Here is a 15,936-nt window from a genome sequence, read left to right as displayed (position 1 = left end):
GGCGTTTATTTGTCTACAAAATTGCTATAGTATTACCGATGTGTAAGGGACTATCGTTGAGTATCTGTCTTTTCTTTGTCCCAGTTTTGGGCGTTGTGTTCAGATGGTTGTTAGGTCGTGGTGCCTAGCCGAGATTATTTTAATACCTTCAAGGAAGAAATTATGTCAAATTTTTCAAAATCCTCATTGCTTTTAAGTGCCATGCTGAGTGCTGCCTTAGGACTGAGCGCTTGTTCATCACCCAGCTCAGAAGGGGAGAGCGCCGCCACAGAAAGCAGTGCCACAAACGAAAACCAGCTTGATACCAAGTTTCTCACGATTGCGACAGGCGGTGCGTCTGGTCCGTACAACATCATTGGTACGTCGTTAGCCGAAGTCTATGCCAAAACCTTTGGCGTCAACTCAAAAACACAAACCACAGGCGCATCTGTCGAAAACGTCAACCTATTGACGCAAGGCAAAGTAGATATGGTCATGGCGCTCAGTGACGTGGTCACCGATGCGGTCGAGGGCAAAAACAACTTCGATAAGCCCATTGATAACATCCAGCAGATTGCGGTCTTGTACCCCAACGTGGTGCAAATCGTGACCACCAAAAAATCGGGCATCAAAAACATTGAAGACCTAAAAGGCAAGCGCATCGCTGTCGGTGACCAAGGCTCTGGTACAGAAGTGAATGCGCGTACTCTGCTAGAAGGCTTTGGCATCACTTATGATGATATCACGGTCGATTATTTGGGATTTGCAGAAGCTGCCGACGGTATGAAAGCGGGCAAAATCGAAGCCGCGTTCTTTAGTAGTGGTCTGCCCAACTCATCACTTATGGAGCTGGAGCAGGGCTTAGATTTGCAGCTGGTGACTATTGACCAAAATAAGCTCAAAGAAATCATCGCCACCAAGCCTTATTTCAAAACCTTTGAGATTCCTGCGGGCACCTACGGCAACGATACCGCCATTCCAACCGCTGCCATCATGAATGCGCTGTTGGTCAGCTCGGATTTGTCTGAAGCCGATGGTTACAAACTGACCAAAGCACTGTTCGACAATCTCGATGGTCTAAAAACCGCGCACCAAGCGGCCAACGACATCAGCTTAGAGACTGCCCGTGATGGCATGGTAGCCCCTATCCATCCTGGCGCGAAAAAATACTATGATGAACAAACTGCCAAGTAAGCGACTCTGGTTACTTATTGGCGCGGTAGTTGTTGTTTCACTGTTATGTTTGACCCTATGGCGTGTGGCTGTCCGTCAACCTGTGGTTGAGGTCCGCGTAAAAGGCGCTGATGGTGCAGGCGATAAGGTTTGTTATTTTACCGACCCTAATTTTCAACTGCGCTGGATGCATTCTGTAGAAAAGCAGTGGTGGGAGGAGCAGTACCAACGTCAAGACGATGGTCTGCTACTGACCACCACGTATTTTGAAGCGTTCGGTGCAGGCACACCGTCCACCGAAACGCTTGCGCCTGTACAAAAAGAGGGCTATTTGGGGTATCAAATTAACGAGCAACTGCCCCGTCTTAATTGGGTGGTGTCAAGGCTTACCAAAGGTGAGATTGATTATAGCCGCCACCGATTTCTTATACATCAATGGGTGCCAGACTATTCTGAAGTGGTGATTATGCCTAAAGCGTATGGTGTCATTGATAGATTTAAAAAGGACTTGTGTCATGAACTCAAAAGTGACGGATCACAATAATGATGTGCCCATACACGCCAACAACGACTCTGAGACGAATGTCGACGCTGAACTTGAGGCGCAAGCCCACAACCAAGCGGTATTAGAAAAGTACGATCGAGAGTCAATCACGCGTCATATCACGCAAGGACCAGTCAAGTATTTTATCGCTGGTATTTGCATACTCTATTCCCTGTTTCACTTATATATCACCTTTAACCCCATGCCAGCACTCTTGCAGCGCGCGGTACACGTGGGTGTTGGTTTTTCCTTAATTTTTTTAATCTTTCCCGCAGGCAAAAAAAGCAGTCGCAAGCGAGTGGCATGGTATGACTGGATTTGGTTCTTGCTGTCGTTGTCTGGCATGAGCTATTTGATTTATGAATATCAAGACATCGTGACCTCACGCGGCGGTATGGCAAACTCGCTCGATGTGATATTTTCGCTGATTACCGTGGTGTGTGTGCTCGAAGGCAGTCGCCGTATCACAGGTTGGATTTTGCCGATATTGGCAGGGATATTTTTGGCGTATCCCTTTATCAGTCATATGGATTTTATGCCAGACAGACTGCTGACGCGCCCTTATGACATGGGCGATATTTTTGGTCAGTTGTTTTTAAAAACCGAAGGTCTGTATTCTGTTGCGATTGGCGCATCGGTGACCTTTATTTTCTTATTCATTCTGTTCGGCGCATTTTTGGCGCGCTCAGGTATGGGGCAGCTGTTTAACGATTTGGCACTCGCGATTGCGGGTCACAAAAAAGGCGGCCCTGCAAAAGTCGCGGTCATCTCCAGTGGCTTTATGGGCAGTATCAATGGCTCTGCGTTATCGAACGTGGTCAGTACGGGCGCATTTACCATTCCTTTGATGAAAAAGGTCGGCTATCACAAAGACTTTGCAGGGGCGGTAGAGGCCAGTGCGTCCGTGGGCGGTCAGGTATTGCCACCGATTATGGGCGCGAGTGCCTTTATCATGGCGGAGACCACAGGCGTCCAGTACAGCACGATTGCACTGGCTGCCTTATTGCCTGCGATTTTGTATTATTTGGGCGTTATCGCGCAGGTGCACTTTCGCGCAGGACGTCGTGACCTAAAAGGTATTGCCAAAGAGAGCTTGCCTGCGGTCAAAGAGGTGCTAAAAGCGCGTGGTCACATGCTACTACCGATTGTCTTTTTGATTTTCTTATTAATCAGAAATGTGCCTGTCGGCTATGCCGCCGCTTATACCATTGGTTTTACCGTGGTCATCAGTATGCTGCGTCCTGAGACCCGCATGAGCTTTTCGGATATTTTGGGCGCATTAGAAGATGGTGCGCGCCAGTCGCTTGCGGTGATGGCGGCGTGTGCGGTCGTTGGTATCATCATTGGTGTCGTCAGCTTGACCAGCTTTGGTACGGTGATGACCTCATCTATCGTGACCTTGGGCGCAGGCTCGCTACTGCTCACGCTGATACTTACCATGCTTGCGTCTATGGTGCTGGGTATGGGTCTGCCGTCGATTCCTGCGTATATCATTACCGCGACGATGGCTGCGCCAGCATTGGCAGGGTTTGATATTCCGATTTTATCGGCGCATATGTTCGTCTTTTATTTTGGTATTTTTGCCAATATTACCCCGCCTGTGTGTCTTGCCGCCTTTGCTGGGGCAGGGATTGCGGGCGGCGACCCGATGAAAACGGGCTTTCAGTCATTAAAACTGGCGCTGGCAGGTTTTATCGTGCCGTTTATGTTTATCTATAACCCCACGATGCTGATGATTGACCCAACAGGGCTTGCGGTCACGGCAAAAGAGTTCCCACTGCCGCCTGTGATTGATATTGTGACGGTGGTCATTACCTCGTTTATTGGCGTGATTGGTCTGAGTGCAGCGCTCGAAGGGTTCTTTAAAGGCGTGATGAACCCATTGACGCGTATTGCTTTAGCGGCGGGCGCATTGATGCTTATTTATCCTGAGATGGTGACTGACATTGCGGGTGGGTTGATTGTGCTTGGCATCGCTGTTTGGAATGCACGTAGCAACAAAGCACCTGTGATGGCGTGATAGGGTCTGGGTATTAGCTAGAGCATTTAAGCAAGATTAACCGTAAATAAAAAAGGAGCCGTCATCTTGATTGCTCCTTTTTCTTTACGGTTATTTTATTATTTTATGGTAAAGGTATGGTGCTCTTTGTCGTATTTGGCGGCATACGCTACCACGTTTTTCGCATGCGCTTGGTTATGGCTGTCAATATAGTGGATATAAAGGGAGTCCTCAGCGTCGGTATACGTGATGGCGTAGGTGTATGTGCTGTGGGCAGGTAGGTCGCCGATGGCATCGACGCGCCCAGCATTTTTGTATTCGATGCGGACATCAGACACAGGGGATGCGCTGGTATTGTTTATCGTAATCTTGCCTTTGTCCTCGTTCATAGAGGTGCAGGATATGAGCAGCGCACTGATTAGTAATAAAAAATACTTGTTCATCACGATATATCCTTTTGCGTTTTATGACAGTTTGGGCGCACCGAGCAAAACTAACTTACCTGCGATAACTTAGCCGTGGTAACTGACTCAACTCACGGTAACTTAGCTACAGGAGCTTAGCCACTAAAAAGGGAGCAGTCATATTGAGTGCTCCCTTTGTTCTGTCCTGTCATATCACTTTGATACGCTTATGCGTCGAGCGCTTAGCAGCCCAATTTGCCTTCGGCTTCTAAGGCTTTTTTGCTGCGTACTGGCGCTGGGCAGTCTTCACCGTAGTACTGACGGTCGGCAAAGTAGCTGGAGCGTACCATCGGACCTGCCCAGATGTTAAAGAAGCCAATCTTTTTGCCGTAGTCCATATAGCGCTGGAACTCGTCAGGATGCACATAGCGGTCTACAGGCGCGTGGTTTTTGCTGGGCTGTAAGTACTGACCGATGGTAATCATGTCCACATCGTGCGCTTTTAGGTCGTCAAGTAGGGCGTAGACTTCTTCTTCGGTCTCACCTAAACCAACCATAAAGCCGCATTTGGTGGCGATATCAGGGCGGCGCGCTTTGTACAGTTTTAACAAATCAAGCGAGTGCTGATAGTCTGAGCCTGGGCGGAACGCTTTGTAAAGACGCGGCACGGTCTCGATATTGTGGTTAAACACATCAGGCGCGGTCTCTGAGAGCAAGTCCAGCGCGATGTCCATACGACCACGGAAATCAGGCACTAAGATTTCAATCAAGCAGTTGGGGCTCAGTGCTTTTGATTCTTGGATGACCTCGACAAAGTGACCTGCGCCGCCGTCTTTTAGGTCGTCACGGTCAACTGAGGTAATCACTGCATATTTGAGCTGCAAGCCCAAAATGGTCTCAGCAGTGTGGCGCGGCTCATCAGCGTCGAGCTTGTTCGGGCGACCGTGCGCCACGTCGCAGAACGGACAGCGGCGGGTACAGATGTCACCCATAATCATAAAGGTCGCGGTACCATCACCAAAGCACTGCGGCAAGTTGGGGCAGGCAGCCTCTTCGCAGACGGTGTATAGCTTTTGCTGACGCAAAGTCTTTTTGATGCGCTCCACCTCGGCAGGTGACGACATTTTGACGCGAATCCAATCAGGCTTTTTCTTTGCCTCAACGGTCGGGATAATCTTAATTGGGATACGGGCAACTTTATCGTAGCCGCGCAGCTTTTCACCTTGAACTGCTTTTTTTGGTTTTGGCTGGCTGGCGGGGACGTGTGTTTGTACAGCTGATGAGCTCATAAACGAATCCTAAACCCTTATAAAGACACGGGTTTTATTTATTTTGCAGTGACAATACATCGTGGTATTTAATCTGGTGATTATAACAAAATGAATCTAAATTTTCACCACCTATTGCCAGCGGGTATCTAGAGCCGTTATGGTAAACGGCGCAGGCGCTATAAAAAGCAAATCATGGCGAATACGCTTGCAGATTCCTGATGGTAATAAACAAAGGCAGAGACGTTTGCCGCGCGGTTAATGCTTTGTAGCACAGATGACCGCGCAAATGCTGTGCTACCAAAATGACTTTTTGTGTTATTTATCATGGATATATAGACGCCTGCAATAGCTGTATTTTTCTACTAAATGTTGATTATGCCCAAAGCTTTGCTCAGTGGTCATTAACATTGTTACAATTTTCGGCTATATTGTTGCCAATTCATTTTGCCGCGCATAAACACAACCCCGCGTTGACGTATGCTCGGTGCTCCACTCTCAAAATAAGGATGACTATCGTGTTAGAAGCTTATCGTAAGCATGTCGAAGAGCGTGCCGCACAAGGAACTGTACCGCTACCACTTAATGAGCATCAAGTCGCTGAATTGACCGAGCTGTTAAAAAATCCACCTGAAGGCGAAGCGGAGTTTTTGCTTGAGCTATTGACCGAGCGCGTACCTGCGGGCGTTGACCAAGCGGCGTATGTAAAAGCGGCGTTCTTGGCAGCGATTATCAAAGGCGAAGCCGAGTCACCCCTTATCAGCCGTACGCAAGCGGTAGACATCTTAGGCACCATGCAAGGCGGTTATAACGTTCAGCCGCTGGTCGCTGCCCTAGATGACGAAGCACTGGCAGCAAACGCCGCTGAAGCGCTAAAAAAGACCTTGCTGGTCTTTGATGCGTTCCATGACGTGACTGAAAAAGCCGAAGCCGGCAACGAAACCGCAAAATCGGTCATCGAGTCTTGGGCAAATGCTGAATGGTTCTTAAACCGTCCAGAAGTGCCTAAAAAAATGACCTACACCACCTTTAAGGTGACAGGCGAGACCAACACCGATGACTTGTCTCCTGCGCAAGACGCGTGGAGCCGTCCTGATATCCCGCTACATTCACTTGCGATGCACAAAAACTCGCGTGACGGTTTGACTGCTGATGAAGAGGGCGTACGTGGTCCGATGAAGCAGATTGAAGCGCTTAAAGAAAAAGGTCATCCGCTTGCCTATGTTGGTGATGTGGTCGGTACAGGCTCAAGCCGAAAATCTGCGACCAACTCAGTGCTGTGGCTGATGGGTGACGACATTCCAAACGTACCGAACAAACGCGGTGGCGGCTTGGTATTGGGCGGCAAAATTGCTCCGATTTTCTTTAATACCATGGAAGATTCAGGCGCATTGCCGATTGAAAACGTCAATGTTGATGGTCTTGAGATGGGCGATGTGTTCGACATTTACCCACACGATGGCAAAATCACCAAGCACGATTCAGACGAAGTGATTTCTGAGTTTTCGTTAAACTCACCAACGCTATTGGATGAAGTTCGCGCAGGCGGCCGTATTCCACTGATTGTTGGTCGTGGCTTGACCAACCGCGCGCGCGATTATTTGGGACTTGAATACTCAGACGTGTTCGCAAAACCTGAAGCGCCAGAAGAGACTGGCAAAGGCTACACGCTGGCACAGAAAATGGTCGGCAAAGCCTGCGGTCTAGACGGCGTACGTCCTGGCATGTACTGCGAACCCAAAATGACCACCGTCGGCTCTCAAGACACCACAGGTCCAATGACCCGTGACGAGCTAAAAGACTTGGCGTGCTTAGGTTTCCAAGCAGACCTTGTGATGCAGTCATTCTGTCACACTGCCGCGTATCCAAAGCCTGTTGACGTTGAGACCCAGCACACCCTGCCTGACTTCATCATGAACCGTGGCGGCGTAAGCCTCCGCCCAGGTGACGGCATCATTCACTCATGGCTAAACCGTATGCTACTGCCTGACACGGTCGGTACGGGCGGCGACTCACACACCCGCTTCCCAATGGGCATCTCATTCCCAGCAGGTTCTGGTCTGGTTGCATTTGCTGCGGCAACGGGCGTCATGCCACTCGATATGCCTGAGTCGGTACGTGTACGTTTTGTCGGTGAGCGTCAGCCTGGCATCACCTTGCGTGACCTTGTACATGCCATCCCGTATCAAGCCATCAAAGAAGGCTACCTAACCGTTGATAAGAAAGGCAAAATCAACGAGTTTAACGGTCGTATCCTTGAGATTGAAGGTCTAGAAGACTTGACCGCAGAGCAGGCGTTTGAATTGTCAGACGCGTCTGCTGAGCGTAGTGCGGCAGGCTGTACCATCACCTTGTCAGAAGCGTCAGTGACCGAGTACCTAAACTCAAACATCACGCTACTAAAATGGATGATTGCCGAAGGCTATGGCGATGCGCGTACCATCAGCCGCCGTATCGAAGCCATGCAAGAGTGGCTGGCAAACCCAAGCCTACTGCGCGCCGATGACGACGCAGAATACGCCATCGACATGACCATCGATATGAGCGACATCAAAGAGCCTATCCTATGCTGCCCGAACGATCCAGACGATGCCAAGACTTTGGCAGATGTGGCAGGCGATAGCATTGATGAAGTGTTCATCGGCTCGTGCATGACCAACATCGGTCACTTCCGCGCGGCAGGTAAGCTCTTGCAAGACGTCCCCGCAGGCAGCCTAAAAACCCGCCTATGGATTGCACCACCGACCAAGATGGATGCGCGTCAGTTGATGGAAGAGGGCTACTACAACACGTACGCCAATGCAGGCGCACGTACGGAGATGCCAGGCTGCTCACTCTGTATGGGTAACCAAGCACGTATCGCACCGAAGTCTACCGCGGTATCGACCTCAACGCGTAACTTCCCGAACCGTTTGGGTCAAGGCGCAGACGTGTATCTTGCGTCAGCTGAGCTTGCGGCAGTCGCTGCGGTACTGGGCAAACTGCCTACCAACGAAGAATACCAGCAGTACGCAGGTATGCTAAACAGCATGGGCGATGAAGTGTATCAGTACATGAACTTTGACCGTATGCAAGAATACACCAGCGAAGCGGACAAGATTAACGTCGCGCAGTTGGCATAAGCACTGCTTAGACTCATTACTGTTTAAACTAAAAAACCCCGTATCGAGAGATGCGGGGTTTTTTTTGCTCAAATTTTCTTTACGACATATAGTGTCGCTTACCGACAGATGTTTGATTGTAATTTTCTTTGTATTTGTTGATAATTAACGAAATTAATTATTGAGAGAGGATAATACGGTGGTTTTGAAAAATAGTGATAAAGAAAATGTAAATTTAGAAGAGAGTAGAAAAAACAAAAAAATTGATAGAGAAAATTACAAGGTTACTGATACTTATATCATAAATATCGTCCACCACTATTTTTATATATTTTATGCTTGGGTACCAAAAAACAAAATAGGAAGGTCTTTGATTAAAGCTATAGGTTTGTTAGGTTGGTCGACAATTTTTTATGCATCATTATTTGTAGTTAATAATTTCGTTAGTATATTTTATATTAATAATCTATCTAATTTTTTTATAATATCAACGGTAATTGGCTGGTTTTTTATGTTTATAAGCTTAACAATGGGTAATATAATGCTTTCGCCATTAAAAGGAAATACCATAGAAAACAGAATGAAGTTTGAACTTGGAATTAATTCTAATCTAAAAAATATTGATAAAAACAATATGTATACCAAAAGGTTTGAGTTGGAGGAAATTTGGGTTAGCGAGATTTTAAATAATAACAATATAGATTATCTAGTCGAAGAAATTAATAATAATATTGAATATAGAAAACCAACAAGTAGAAGTTTAGAATTAGTAGTTTTAAATATTTTAAAAAATTCTTATATAGTCAATTCATTGGTAGTTGTTTCTACAGTAGCTTTAACAGTAAGCTTATCACCTCTAAACTCTTCTATAAATAATGATAACTTCTTTTCTATTATGACTTTTCTTCTTTCTTCCTCAGTCGCAGTATGGTTTATATTAATAATTATTTTGTTATTAATAAAGTTCTTATTTATGACATTCGTTTGGTTTATCGAGTATACGACTACAAACAAACAGTTAGTTATTTGGAGATATGAGATTTTTAGAGATATGTTAGCTAGACATCAGAAAGTTATTGTGAAAAAACCTAGAATACGTTATATCCCAAAAATTGTGGACAAAAATTAGAGAGTGAGAGAACTTAGTATAAGTTGTAGACTTAGCAATAGTAGATAAGCTTTACCATCGCTATTGATCGATAAATGATAATAGGTACAGCCCTAAAGTGTCTTATTTGTAAGCCCACACGCTGACTTCTCTCACCATCTTTTATATAATAGACGGACATGCAGGCGGAAACCGTGGCACTGCATTTTCTCTTTTTTATCTCTCGGGACGGACCGATACTTTGTTAAGCACTTTTTTTAAGAACAGGTGCTGTGGAGTCTTGGTGTATGACCTTATCCCCATTAAAACGTCGCATCGTTTATGTTGTTGCCTTTGAGCTTCTTGCGATTGTCTTATCTACCTTAATATTGATTAAGCTCAGTCATGGCGATGCCTCAGAGTCTTTATTGCTAGCTATCATAGTGTCTTTGGCAGCGGTCATTTGGAATTTTTTGTACAACATAGCTTTTGAGGCGTGGGAGAGTCGTAGGCGTCAGACACAGCGCACATTATGGACACGCAGCATTCATGCCGTTGGCTTTGAGGGCGGTTTGGTGGTCATTTGCTTGCCTTTATATATGATTTGGTACGATGTGAGCTTGGTGCAAGCCTTTATGATGGAGGTGGCATTGCTGCTGTTTTTCTTAGTCTATACTTTTGTGTTTACACTCATTTTTGACAAGATATTTACCTTACCGTATGCCTATCAGTCAGCATCGCTATAATGCGTGTGTATGGCAAGAGGCGGCAGACGCGGGTCTGGTACCATCAAAATATAAGTCACATACCGCTTGCACACTAACCCTGTATCAATCAGATGCGGGGTTTTTTTGTGCCGATTGTCGGTGCGCTATCATTGATGGCTTGGCAATCACGGCTGTATTTATCCGCTAGTAAGGGATAAATCGGCGTTGGCGAGATTTTTACAGATTGCGCACAAAGCCTGCTACTCAAGCGCTGCAATGTGATTTATGCTAAGCAAACCTTTTTGCCATCAATGGATTTGAGGTTGGCCGTACGCCATCAACAACAATAGCCCCATAAGAAATGCAACAACCATGATAGCGGTACGCTGCCATCATTATTTACAAGGAGTTTGATATGTCATATGTGACCGTAAACGGTGCGAATATTTATTACGAAGACAGCGCCCCCGACGCCCCCAACAAGCCTGTGCTGCTGTTCGCCCATGGTCTGCTGTGGAGTACCCGCATGTATGACAAGCAAGTGGATTATTTTCGTCAGCAGTACCGCTGCATTGCTTTTGATTTTCGTGGTCAAGGCAAATCGGAGATTACCAAAGACGGTTATGATATGGATACGCTCACAAGCGATGTCGTGGGCTTGCTGGATGCGCTCAATATTGAGCAGTGTCATCTTGTTGGTATGTCGATGGGCGGGTTTGTGGCGCAGCGTATGGCCATCTACCACCCACAGCGCTTGGCTTCGCTGATATTGCTCGAAACTACCTCAGACCCAGCCGACCCTACAGATGTGACCAACTATCAGCGGCTCATCAACGCTGTGCGCTGGCTGGGCGTAAAGCGCGTCAGCAAAAAAGTATTGCCCATCTTATTTGGTGAGAGTTTTTTAAACGACCGCTCGCGTAAAGAGGAATGCAAGTGGTGGCTCGAGCAGATTGAGGGCAATCACAAAGTGGGCGTCATTAAAGCTGCGCAAGGCGCTATCGCGCGCGCGGGGGTCTATGAGCGGTTGGGCGGGGTCAGAACGCCCACGCTCATCATTGTCGGTGATGAGGACAATGCCATTCCTTATCATAACTCTGAGCGCATGCATTTTGCGATTGCAGGCTCCAAACTTGCTATCGTACACAAAGCGGGGCACACCGTCACCGTCGAAGCGCCCGAGCAAATCAATACGCTGCTGGGACAGTTTTTAGAAACCTGCGCCGCCTAAAGTGGCGTGCTGATTTATAAATAGGTCTGAGGCGCGCTGTGGTCATCGAGCGTACCAAAGACCTTGGCACGCTCAATAATTTCTTCTGCCCACGCGCGGTGGGTGGCAGGCTCGAGCATGGTGTCGTTGTATTTAAACACCGCTTTGGCTTCAGTATCTAAGATGGCTTTGGCCTCATCGAGCGTCCCAAAAGGCACGGCAAAGGCTTGCTGCACCAAGGCAATCTGATTGGGATGAATGACCGTTTTTCCCACCAAACCCAAGCTGACATCCTGCGTCAGCTCCTGCATAAACAGCGTTGGCTGTTCAAGATACTCAAACACAGGCGCGGTCAAATAAAAACCGTGCGGCACAAAACAGCCAAGCATCTGATAGATGAGCGTGCCGATAGGCGTCTGGTAAATGATGCTGTCTTTGGGACGGCGCAAGCGCAGGGTCGAAAACAAGTCATTACCACCGATGCGCAGCGCAAAAACAGGCTGACGAAAAGCCTCTTTAAAGGCAATTGCCAAATCTTGATTGTGATGCGCATCGAACAAGGCGGCGGTCTCAAGGGTAGGCATCAACAGCTGCTTTTCTGGCAGATTTTGGCAGGAAATACGCCAATCTGAGAGCCGATACATATCCACCTTGGGCAGCACAAAGCCATCAATCAGCCCGATATTGGGCCAGTCGGCGAGCTCTTGGAGCATGGTTGGGTGGCGCGGACGCACGAACACCAACGGTCGCCCAGGCACATCACCTTGCGCCTGAATACGCGTCGCCCACGTCGCAAGCAATGACGTCAACTGCGAAAGGGCAAAGTCCACTTCATTGTGCCCGACCGCGTCTTCAAGACAGATGATAATGCTGTTGATACTGCCAAGCTTTTCACGCGTAATCACTTGCCAGATGTCTTGGCGGGTGGCGGGCATATATAGGCTCGCCCCCAGCTGATAGGGGTGATGCGACTCTGCACGCACGATGTCATGGCGCTCGGTCACATGATGCAGATAAGACTGGGGATGGCTAAAGCTTGAAAAAGAAGTGTCTGACATAATGAACCGTGGTCTCGTAAATCAATACAATCAAAAAATAACAGCAGCGCTAGACGCTCAGTCTTTGCTGCGCGATTTAATGATGGTGATGGCTTGATAAGGTAAAATCTCTGTGCCGGCTATGGTCACGGTAATCCGCTGTTGCGCGCACAAATGCCGCAACAGCTTGGTGTCTGGATGCTCAGCATTCGCGAGCAATACTTGCTCAGGGTCACGGCGCAAAATCGCGCGGGTGGCCTCAGCGATGGTGGGCTTGATGCGGTTGGGGTTGTCAATCTGCTGCTCGCTGGCGATTTTTTTTACAATCAACGCGGTACTGTAGCGCGGCGCGTCATAGGTTGGCAAGCGGTGCAGCCCATTATGCTGTGGTCGCAGTGCATCGATATGTTCAATAAAAGCGCGGCTGTGGTCGTGCTCGCTTAAATCGTCATACATCACCGCACGGTGAACGCCCGCTTCAGGTGCGGTATACAGACTGCGCGACACCAGCCCTGAGACGGTACTGTTGAGTAGTCCCGAGGGTATCAGCCAGTCGTCCGTACTCGCTGACAGCCACGCCACGCCCGCAGGGTCAGCCAAGGTCAATAGCGGCACGACATCCGCGCCTTGATGAAAAATCGCGGCAAAATGTGGGTGCGCGGGGTCTTGATACGCGGCAAGGCTGCGCTCAAGCTCACCATAAATCGCCCCTTTACCTGTCCAGCCATCGACAAAGACCAGCTTGCTGCCTTTGTGCTGTGTCAGTATTTGCGTCAAAGCGTTCGCATCCAAACCGCGGTCGCGGATGATGCTCATGCCGTAATGCACGCTCGGCAAAGCGTAATCTGCGTCACGGTCACGCAGCGCCCGCTGCAACAACACCCCAACAGGCAGACCTGCACGCACCAAGCTGATTAACACCAAAGGCGTCTGTGCGCTGGTATCATTAGCGAACAGCTGGTGCAAGGTATGCGCCAGATTGGCAATATCCGTCGCCATACGCGCGCCGCCAGCGTCCAGCGCCTCTTGGTACAGCGCCTCGTGTATGGCGCTTGGGGCGCGCTCCAAGGTCAGCATGTCTGAATAGTGCCGCTGTCCACTTTGTATCAAGGCTTCTTTTTTATCGACGGGCACATCACTTATCGCGTCTTTGTCCACGATGTCAAGCAGCAAGGTCACATCCTCTTGAGGGTAGCTGCCCGAGCCGTAGCCAGACAGACAAGGGGTGACATCAGCAGTAGGGTCAATGGTCATGAATCAGTTACTCGTCGGTCAATGAGGTGTGTAGATGCTCGTGCAGCTGTCCACGGCTTGGCGTGCCATACCAGTCCAAACACTGCAAAAAGGGCACATCTGCCAAGCTGTCGCCAAAGCCAAAGCTTGGTCGGCGCGGCTCTAAATGCTGGTCTAATAAAAACTGCACCGCGTGCTTTTTATGTACCGCGTGCGGCAGTATCGCCAAATTATTGGCATTCACATGCACATAAAAATCTTGGGCAAAATTATCAATTTGCTGTGGCAAAGTTTGTGCCAATGTCTTTAGGGCGTCATGGTCTTTGTCTGGATGCTTAATAGAAATATAAATGACCAAGTGCTCATCACAAAAGCGGTCACTGTGCAAGCGCACCCGCAGCGTAGGTTGGGCGTGCTGCAAGTGCGCTTGTATTGCACGGATTTTATGTTGCAAAGCTATTAAGGTTTGGTGCATTTGCGCTGCCCACGTGGGCAGCATCTGACGGTCTGGCGTCATAATTACTGCGCCATGGGTCAGCACTTGCCAGCTACTAAAGGGCAGTCTTACGCGCTGAATCTCGTCTGTATCGCGCGCGGTCACCACAATCAGATCAGTACTGTGCAGCAGCCAATTAAAAAACGCCGCTTGCCGCGCGCTCATAAAGCTTAATGGCTCGCCGTCGCGGTTGACCGAAGCGCATACCAAATCATCGGCGGCGGTGGTCGGAATGTCCCACGCGTCAATCTTCCGCATGGTCTGAAACAAGGTGTCGTCCAAATCCATCAGCGCATAGGGCTTGATAATCGTGGCATCAGGGGTAAAAAATAGGGCGGTATCAGGCATGATATTAAGCTCTTTTAAATGATGACGCGTCACAGGTGGCGGGGCTGAGCACCAGCACATTGTCCAAATCTGACCACAGCGCATCGACACTATCGGGCGGCGTCTCAATACATAGTACAATCAAGTCCCACGCCTTGGAGTCGACGTTGTACACAAAATTGGTCATGCCAAGACCGTAATTGTCCTGAAAAGAGAGCATACATTCAATCGCGCCGCCGAGCGCAATGGGTGAGCGGGTGAGGGCGGAGAACTTTACCTCACTGTCACTTGCTTGCTGACTTAACCATTCTGCCAATAAAAATGGCAACCACACAAACTCATTGCTGCCTAGCACCAAAATGCGCTGTGGCAGCTTGGTACTCTCAAAAGAAGCACTGCCACTATACTGCGCAAACTGCGCCTGAAACTGCGTCACATAGCTCTGAAACCCAGCGCGGCTGTCGTGCGTGGGCAGGCGTCCCCACAGCCCCGTCGGTAACAGGGGCTGGCTGCCTGCATCGGTGGTGTCCACGCTTGGCATGGTGATGGCAGGCGGGTTCGGCGCGTCTTGCCATTGCCACGCGCCTGATAATAAATGATGGCGATAAAAAGCGATGCCTGCCAGCTTGTCCGCCAGCATCTCATCCATCGCCGCCTGCCCTAATGACCAATCGACCAGCGTGGTCAGATGAACTTGCTCAAGAGCGCTCAAACCTGCTTGCCGCAGTGCATTGACCACGTTAATACAGGTGTTGCCTGTTGATGCCTCGTCATCGACCATAATCAAGGTTTTACTGGCAAAAAGCTGCGCTTGCACCTCAGGGTCATTGCTTTGGTACAGCAAGTGACGGCTGGCGTGACTGTGGTCTTCGCTAAAGGTGGTCAGCAAGGTCGCGTCCGCCTGCGCGTGGCGGGTGGAGTTTAATAACAAAGCATTGGGATAGCGCGTTTGCAAGGCGCTATGTACGCCTGCAGACAAGCCGCCCGCCGTCTCCGCCATGCCCACCACCACAATCGGCTCGGGCAAGTCATCAGGAATGGCATTTGCCAAATCCGTGAAACTGCGGCGCATGGTGCTGGGCACAACGGGGATATGCCGCCCCAAAACTTTGGAGACAAACAAAAACGCGCGTTTTGGGTTAATACGCTGCGCAAAGCCAAGTAAATCATCGAGCTGGTAAGGCGCATCTGCCACCGTTTGGGGATCACAGATGCGATAAGACAGCTGCAATGTCCCGCGTGGTAGGGTGACTTGATGCTGGTGTGTGGGGGAGGCGTGGTCGTGTTCGGTCATTATAAAGCGGTTGTCCATAGAGGCGATAAGGCTGTATTACAGAGGGTATTTATTCTTTAAGTGCGTGTGATGAGACA

General features: G+C 48.9%; 13 protein-coding genes. 7 read left to right on the top strand and 6 right to left on the bottom strand.

What is annotated here, in order from left to right; translation table 11 throughout:
• Positions 1-162 precede the first annotated feature (162 nt).
• The 3 genes from JMW05_RS02995 to JMW05_RS02985 all read left to right on the top strand — a co-directional run bounded on the left by JMW05_RS02995 (position 163) and on the right by JMW05_RS02985 (position 3,716).
• Positions 163-1,173, top strand: a complete 1,011-nt coding sequence (locus JMW05_RS02995) for a TAXI family TRAP transporter solute-binding subunit (RefSeq protein WP_201503922.1) — start codon at positions 163-165, stop codon at positions 1,171-1,173.
• 64 nt (positions 1,174-1,237) lie between these two features.
• Complete coding sequence (locus tag JMW05_RS02990; protein ID WP_227691417.1) at positions 1,238-1,696, top strand: DUF1850 domain-containing protein; 459 nt, start codon at positions 1,238-1,240, stop codon at positions 1,694-1,696.
• Complete coding sequence (locus JMW05_RS02985) at positions 1,668-3,716, top strand: TRAP transporter permease (RefSeq protein ID WP_201503920.1); 2,049 nt, start codon at positions 1,668-1,670, stop codon at positions 3,714-3,716. The genes JMW05_RS02990 and JMW05_RS02985 overlap by 29 nt, the downstream gene beginning before the upstream one ends.
• 98 nt (positions 3,717-3,814) lie before the next feature.
• On the opposite strand, the gene JMW05_RS02980 is transcribed toward JMW05_RS02985, so the two are convergent.
• On the bottom strand, positions 3,815-4,141 hold the full coding sequence (locus JMW05_RS02980) for a hypothetical protein (protein ID WP_201503919.1): 327 nt from the start codon (positions 4,139-4,141) through the stop codon (positions 3,815-3,817).
• 200 nt (positions 4,142-4,341) lie between these two features.
• Positions 4,342-5,388, bottom strand: a complete 1,047-nt coding sequence (gene lipA / locus JMW05_RS02975; protein WP_201503918.1) for a lipoyl synthase — start codon at positions 5,386-5,388, stop codon at positions 4,342-4,344.
• Between the two features lie 497 nt (positions 5,389-5,885).
• On the opposite strand from lipA, the gene acnB reads away from it, so the two are divergent.
• The 4 genes from acnB (at position 5,886) to JMW05_RS02955 (ending at position 11,493) form a co-directional block, all read left to right on the top strand.
• Positions 5,886-8,489, top strand: a complete 2,604-nt coding sequence (acnB, locus tag JMW05_RS02970) for a bifunctional aconitate hydratase 2/2-methylisocitrate dehydratase (protein ID WP_201503917.1) — start codon at positions 5,886-5,888, stop codon at positions 8,487-8,489.
• 184 nt (positions 8,490-8,673) lie between these two features.
• Entirely contained in the window at positions 8,674-9,597 is a 924-nt protein-coding gene (locus JMW05_RS02965) for a hypothetical protein (RefSeq protein WP_201503916.1), read from the top strand.
• Between the two features lie 266 nt (positions 9,598-9,863).
• A complete protein-coding gene (locus tag JMW05_RS02960; protein ID WP_201503915.1) occupies positions 9,864-10,301 on the top strand; it encodes a PACE efflux transporter in 438 nt (145 codons plus the stop codon).
• Positions 10,302-10,677: 376 nt separating this feature from the next.
• Entirely contained in the window at positions 10,678-11,493 is an 816-nt protein-coding gene (locus JMW05_RS02955) for an alpha/beta fold hydrolase (protein ID WP_201503914.1), read from the top strand.
• A 14-nt stretch (positions 11,494-11,507) separates the two neighbouring features.
• Here the strand turns inward: JMW05_RS02955 and JMW05_RS02950 are convergent, their stop codons facing one another.
• From JMW05_RS02950 to JMW05_RS02935, 4 genes are read right to left on the bottom strand one after another with little or no spacing between them, the layout of a single operon-like run.
• Positions 11,508-12,530 carry an HpcH/HpaI aldolase/citrate lyase family protein gene (locus JMW05_RS02950; RefSeq protein ID WP_201503913.1) on the bottom strand — a complete coding sequence of 341 codons (1,023 nt, stop codon included), beginning with the start codon at positions 12,528-12,530 and terminating at the stop codon, positions 11,508-11,510.
• Positions 12,531-12,587: 57 nt separating this feature from the next.
• Complete coding sequence (locus JMW05_RS02945) at positions 12,588-13,763, bottom strand: cysteine protease StiP domain-containing protein (RefSeq protein WP_201503912.1); 1,176 nt, start codon at positions 13,761-13,763, stop codon at positions 12,588-12,590.
• 7 nt (positions 13,764-13,770) lie between these two features.
• Complete coding sequence (locus JMW05_RS02940) at positions 13,771-14,586, bottom strand: HAD hydrolase family protein (protein ID WP_201503911.1); 816 nt, start codon at positions 14,584-14,586, stop codon at positions 13,771-13,773.
• 4 nt (positions 14,587-14,590) lie between these two features.
• Positions 14,591-15,859, bottom strand: coding sequence for a phosphoribosyltransferase domain-containing protein (locus tag JMW05_RS02935; protein ID WP_201503910.1), 1,269 nt, complete (start codon positions 15,857-15,859; stop codon positions 14,591-14,593).
• Positions 15,860-15,936 lie beyond the last annotated feature (77 nt).

Source organism: Psychrobacter aestuarii, from assembly GCF_904846035.1.
In the GTDB taxonomy this organism is placed as follows: Bacteria; Pseudomonadota; Gammaproteobacteria; order Pseudomonadales; family Moraxellaceae; genus Psychrobacter; species Psychrobacter aestuarii.
This window is presented reverse-complemented; position numbering and strand designations above follow the sequence as displayed.

Coding starts and splice junctions, on each gene's coding strand:
- JMW05_RS02995 (WP_201503922.1), top strand. CDS start 163: ATGTCAAATTTTTCAAAATCCTCATTGCTTTTAAGTGCCATGCTGAGT.
- JMW05_RS02985 (WP_201503920.1), top strand. CDS start 1,668: ATGAACTCAAAAGTGACGGATCACAATAATGATGTGCCCATACACGCC.
- lipA (WP_201503918.1), bottom strand. CDS start 5,388: ATGAGCTCATCAGCTGTACAAACACACGTCCCCGCCAGCCAGCCAAAA.
- JMW05_RS02960 (WP_201503915.1), top strand. CDS start 9,864: ATGACCTTATCCCCATTAAAACGTCGCATCGTTTATGTTGTTGCCTTT.
- JMW05_RS02955 (WP_201503914.1), top strand. CDS start 10,678: ATGTCATATGTGACCGTAAACGGTGCGAATATTTATTACGAAGACAGC.
- JMW05_RS02950 (WP_201503913.1), bottom strand. CDS start 12,530: ATGTCAGACACTTCTTTTTCAAGCTTTAGCCATCCCCAGTCTTATCTG.
- JMW05_RS02945 (WP_201503912.1), bottom strand. CDS start 13,763: ATGACCATTGACCCTACTGCTGATGTCACCCCTTGTCTGTCTGGCTAC.
- JMW05_RS02940 (WP_201503911.1), bottom strand. CDS start 14,586: ATGCCTGATACCGCCCTATTTTTTACCCCTGATGCCACGATTATCAAG.
- JMW05_RS02935 (WP_201503910.1), bottom strand. CDS start 15,859: ATGACCGAACACGACCACGCCTCCCCCACACACCAGCATCAAGTCACC.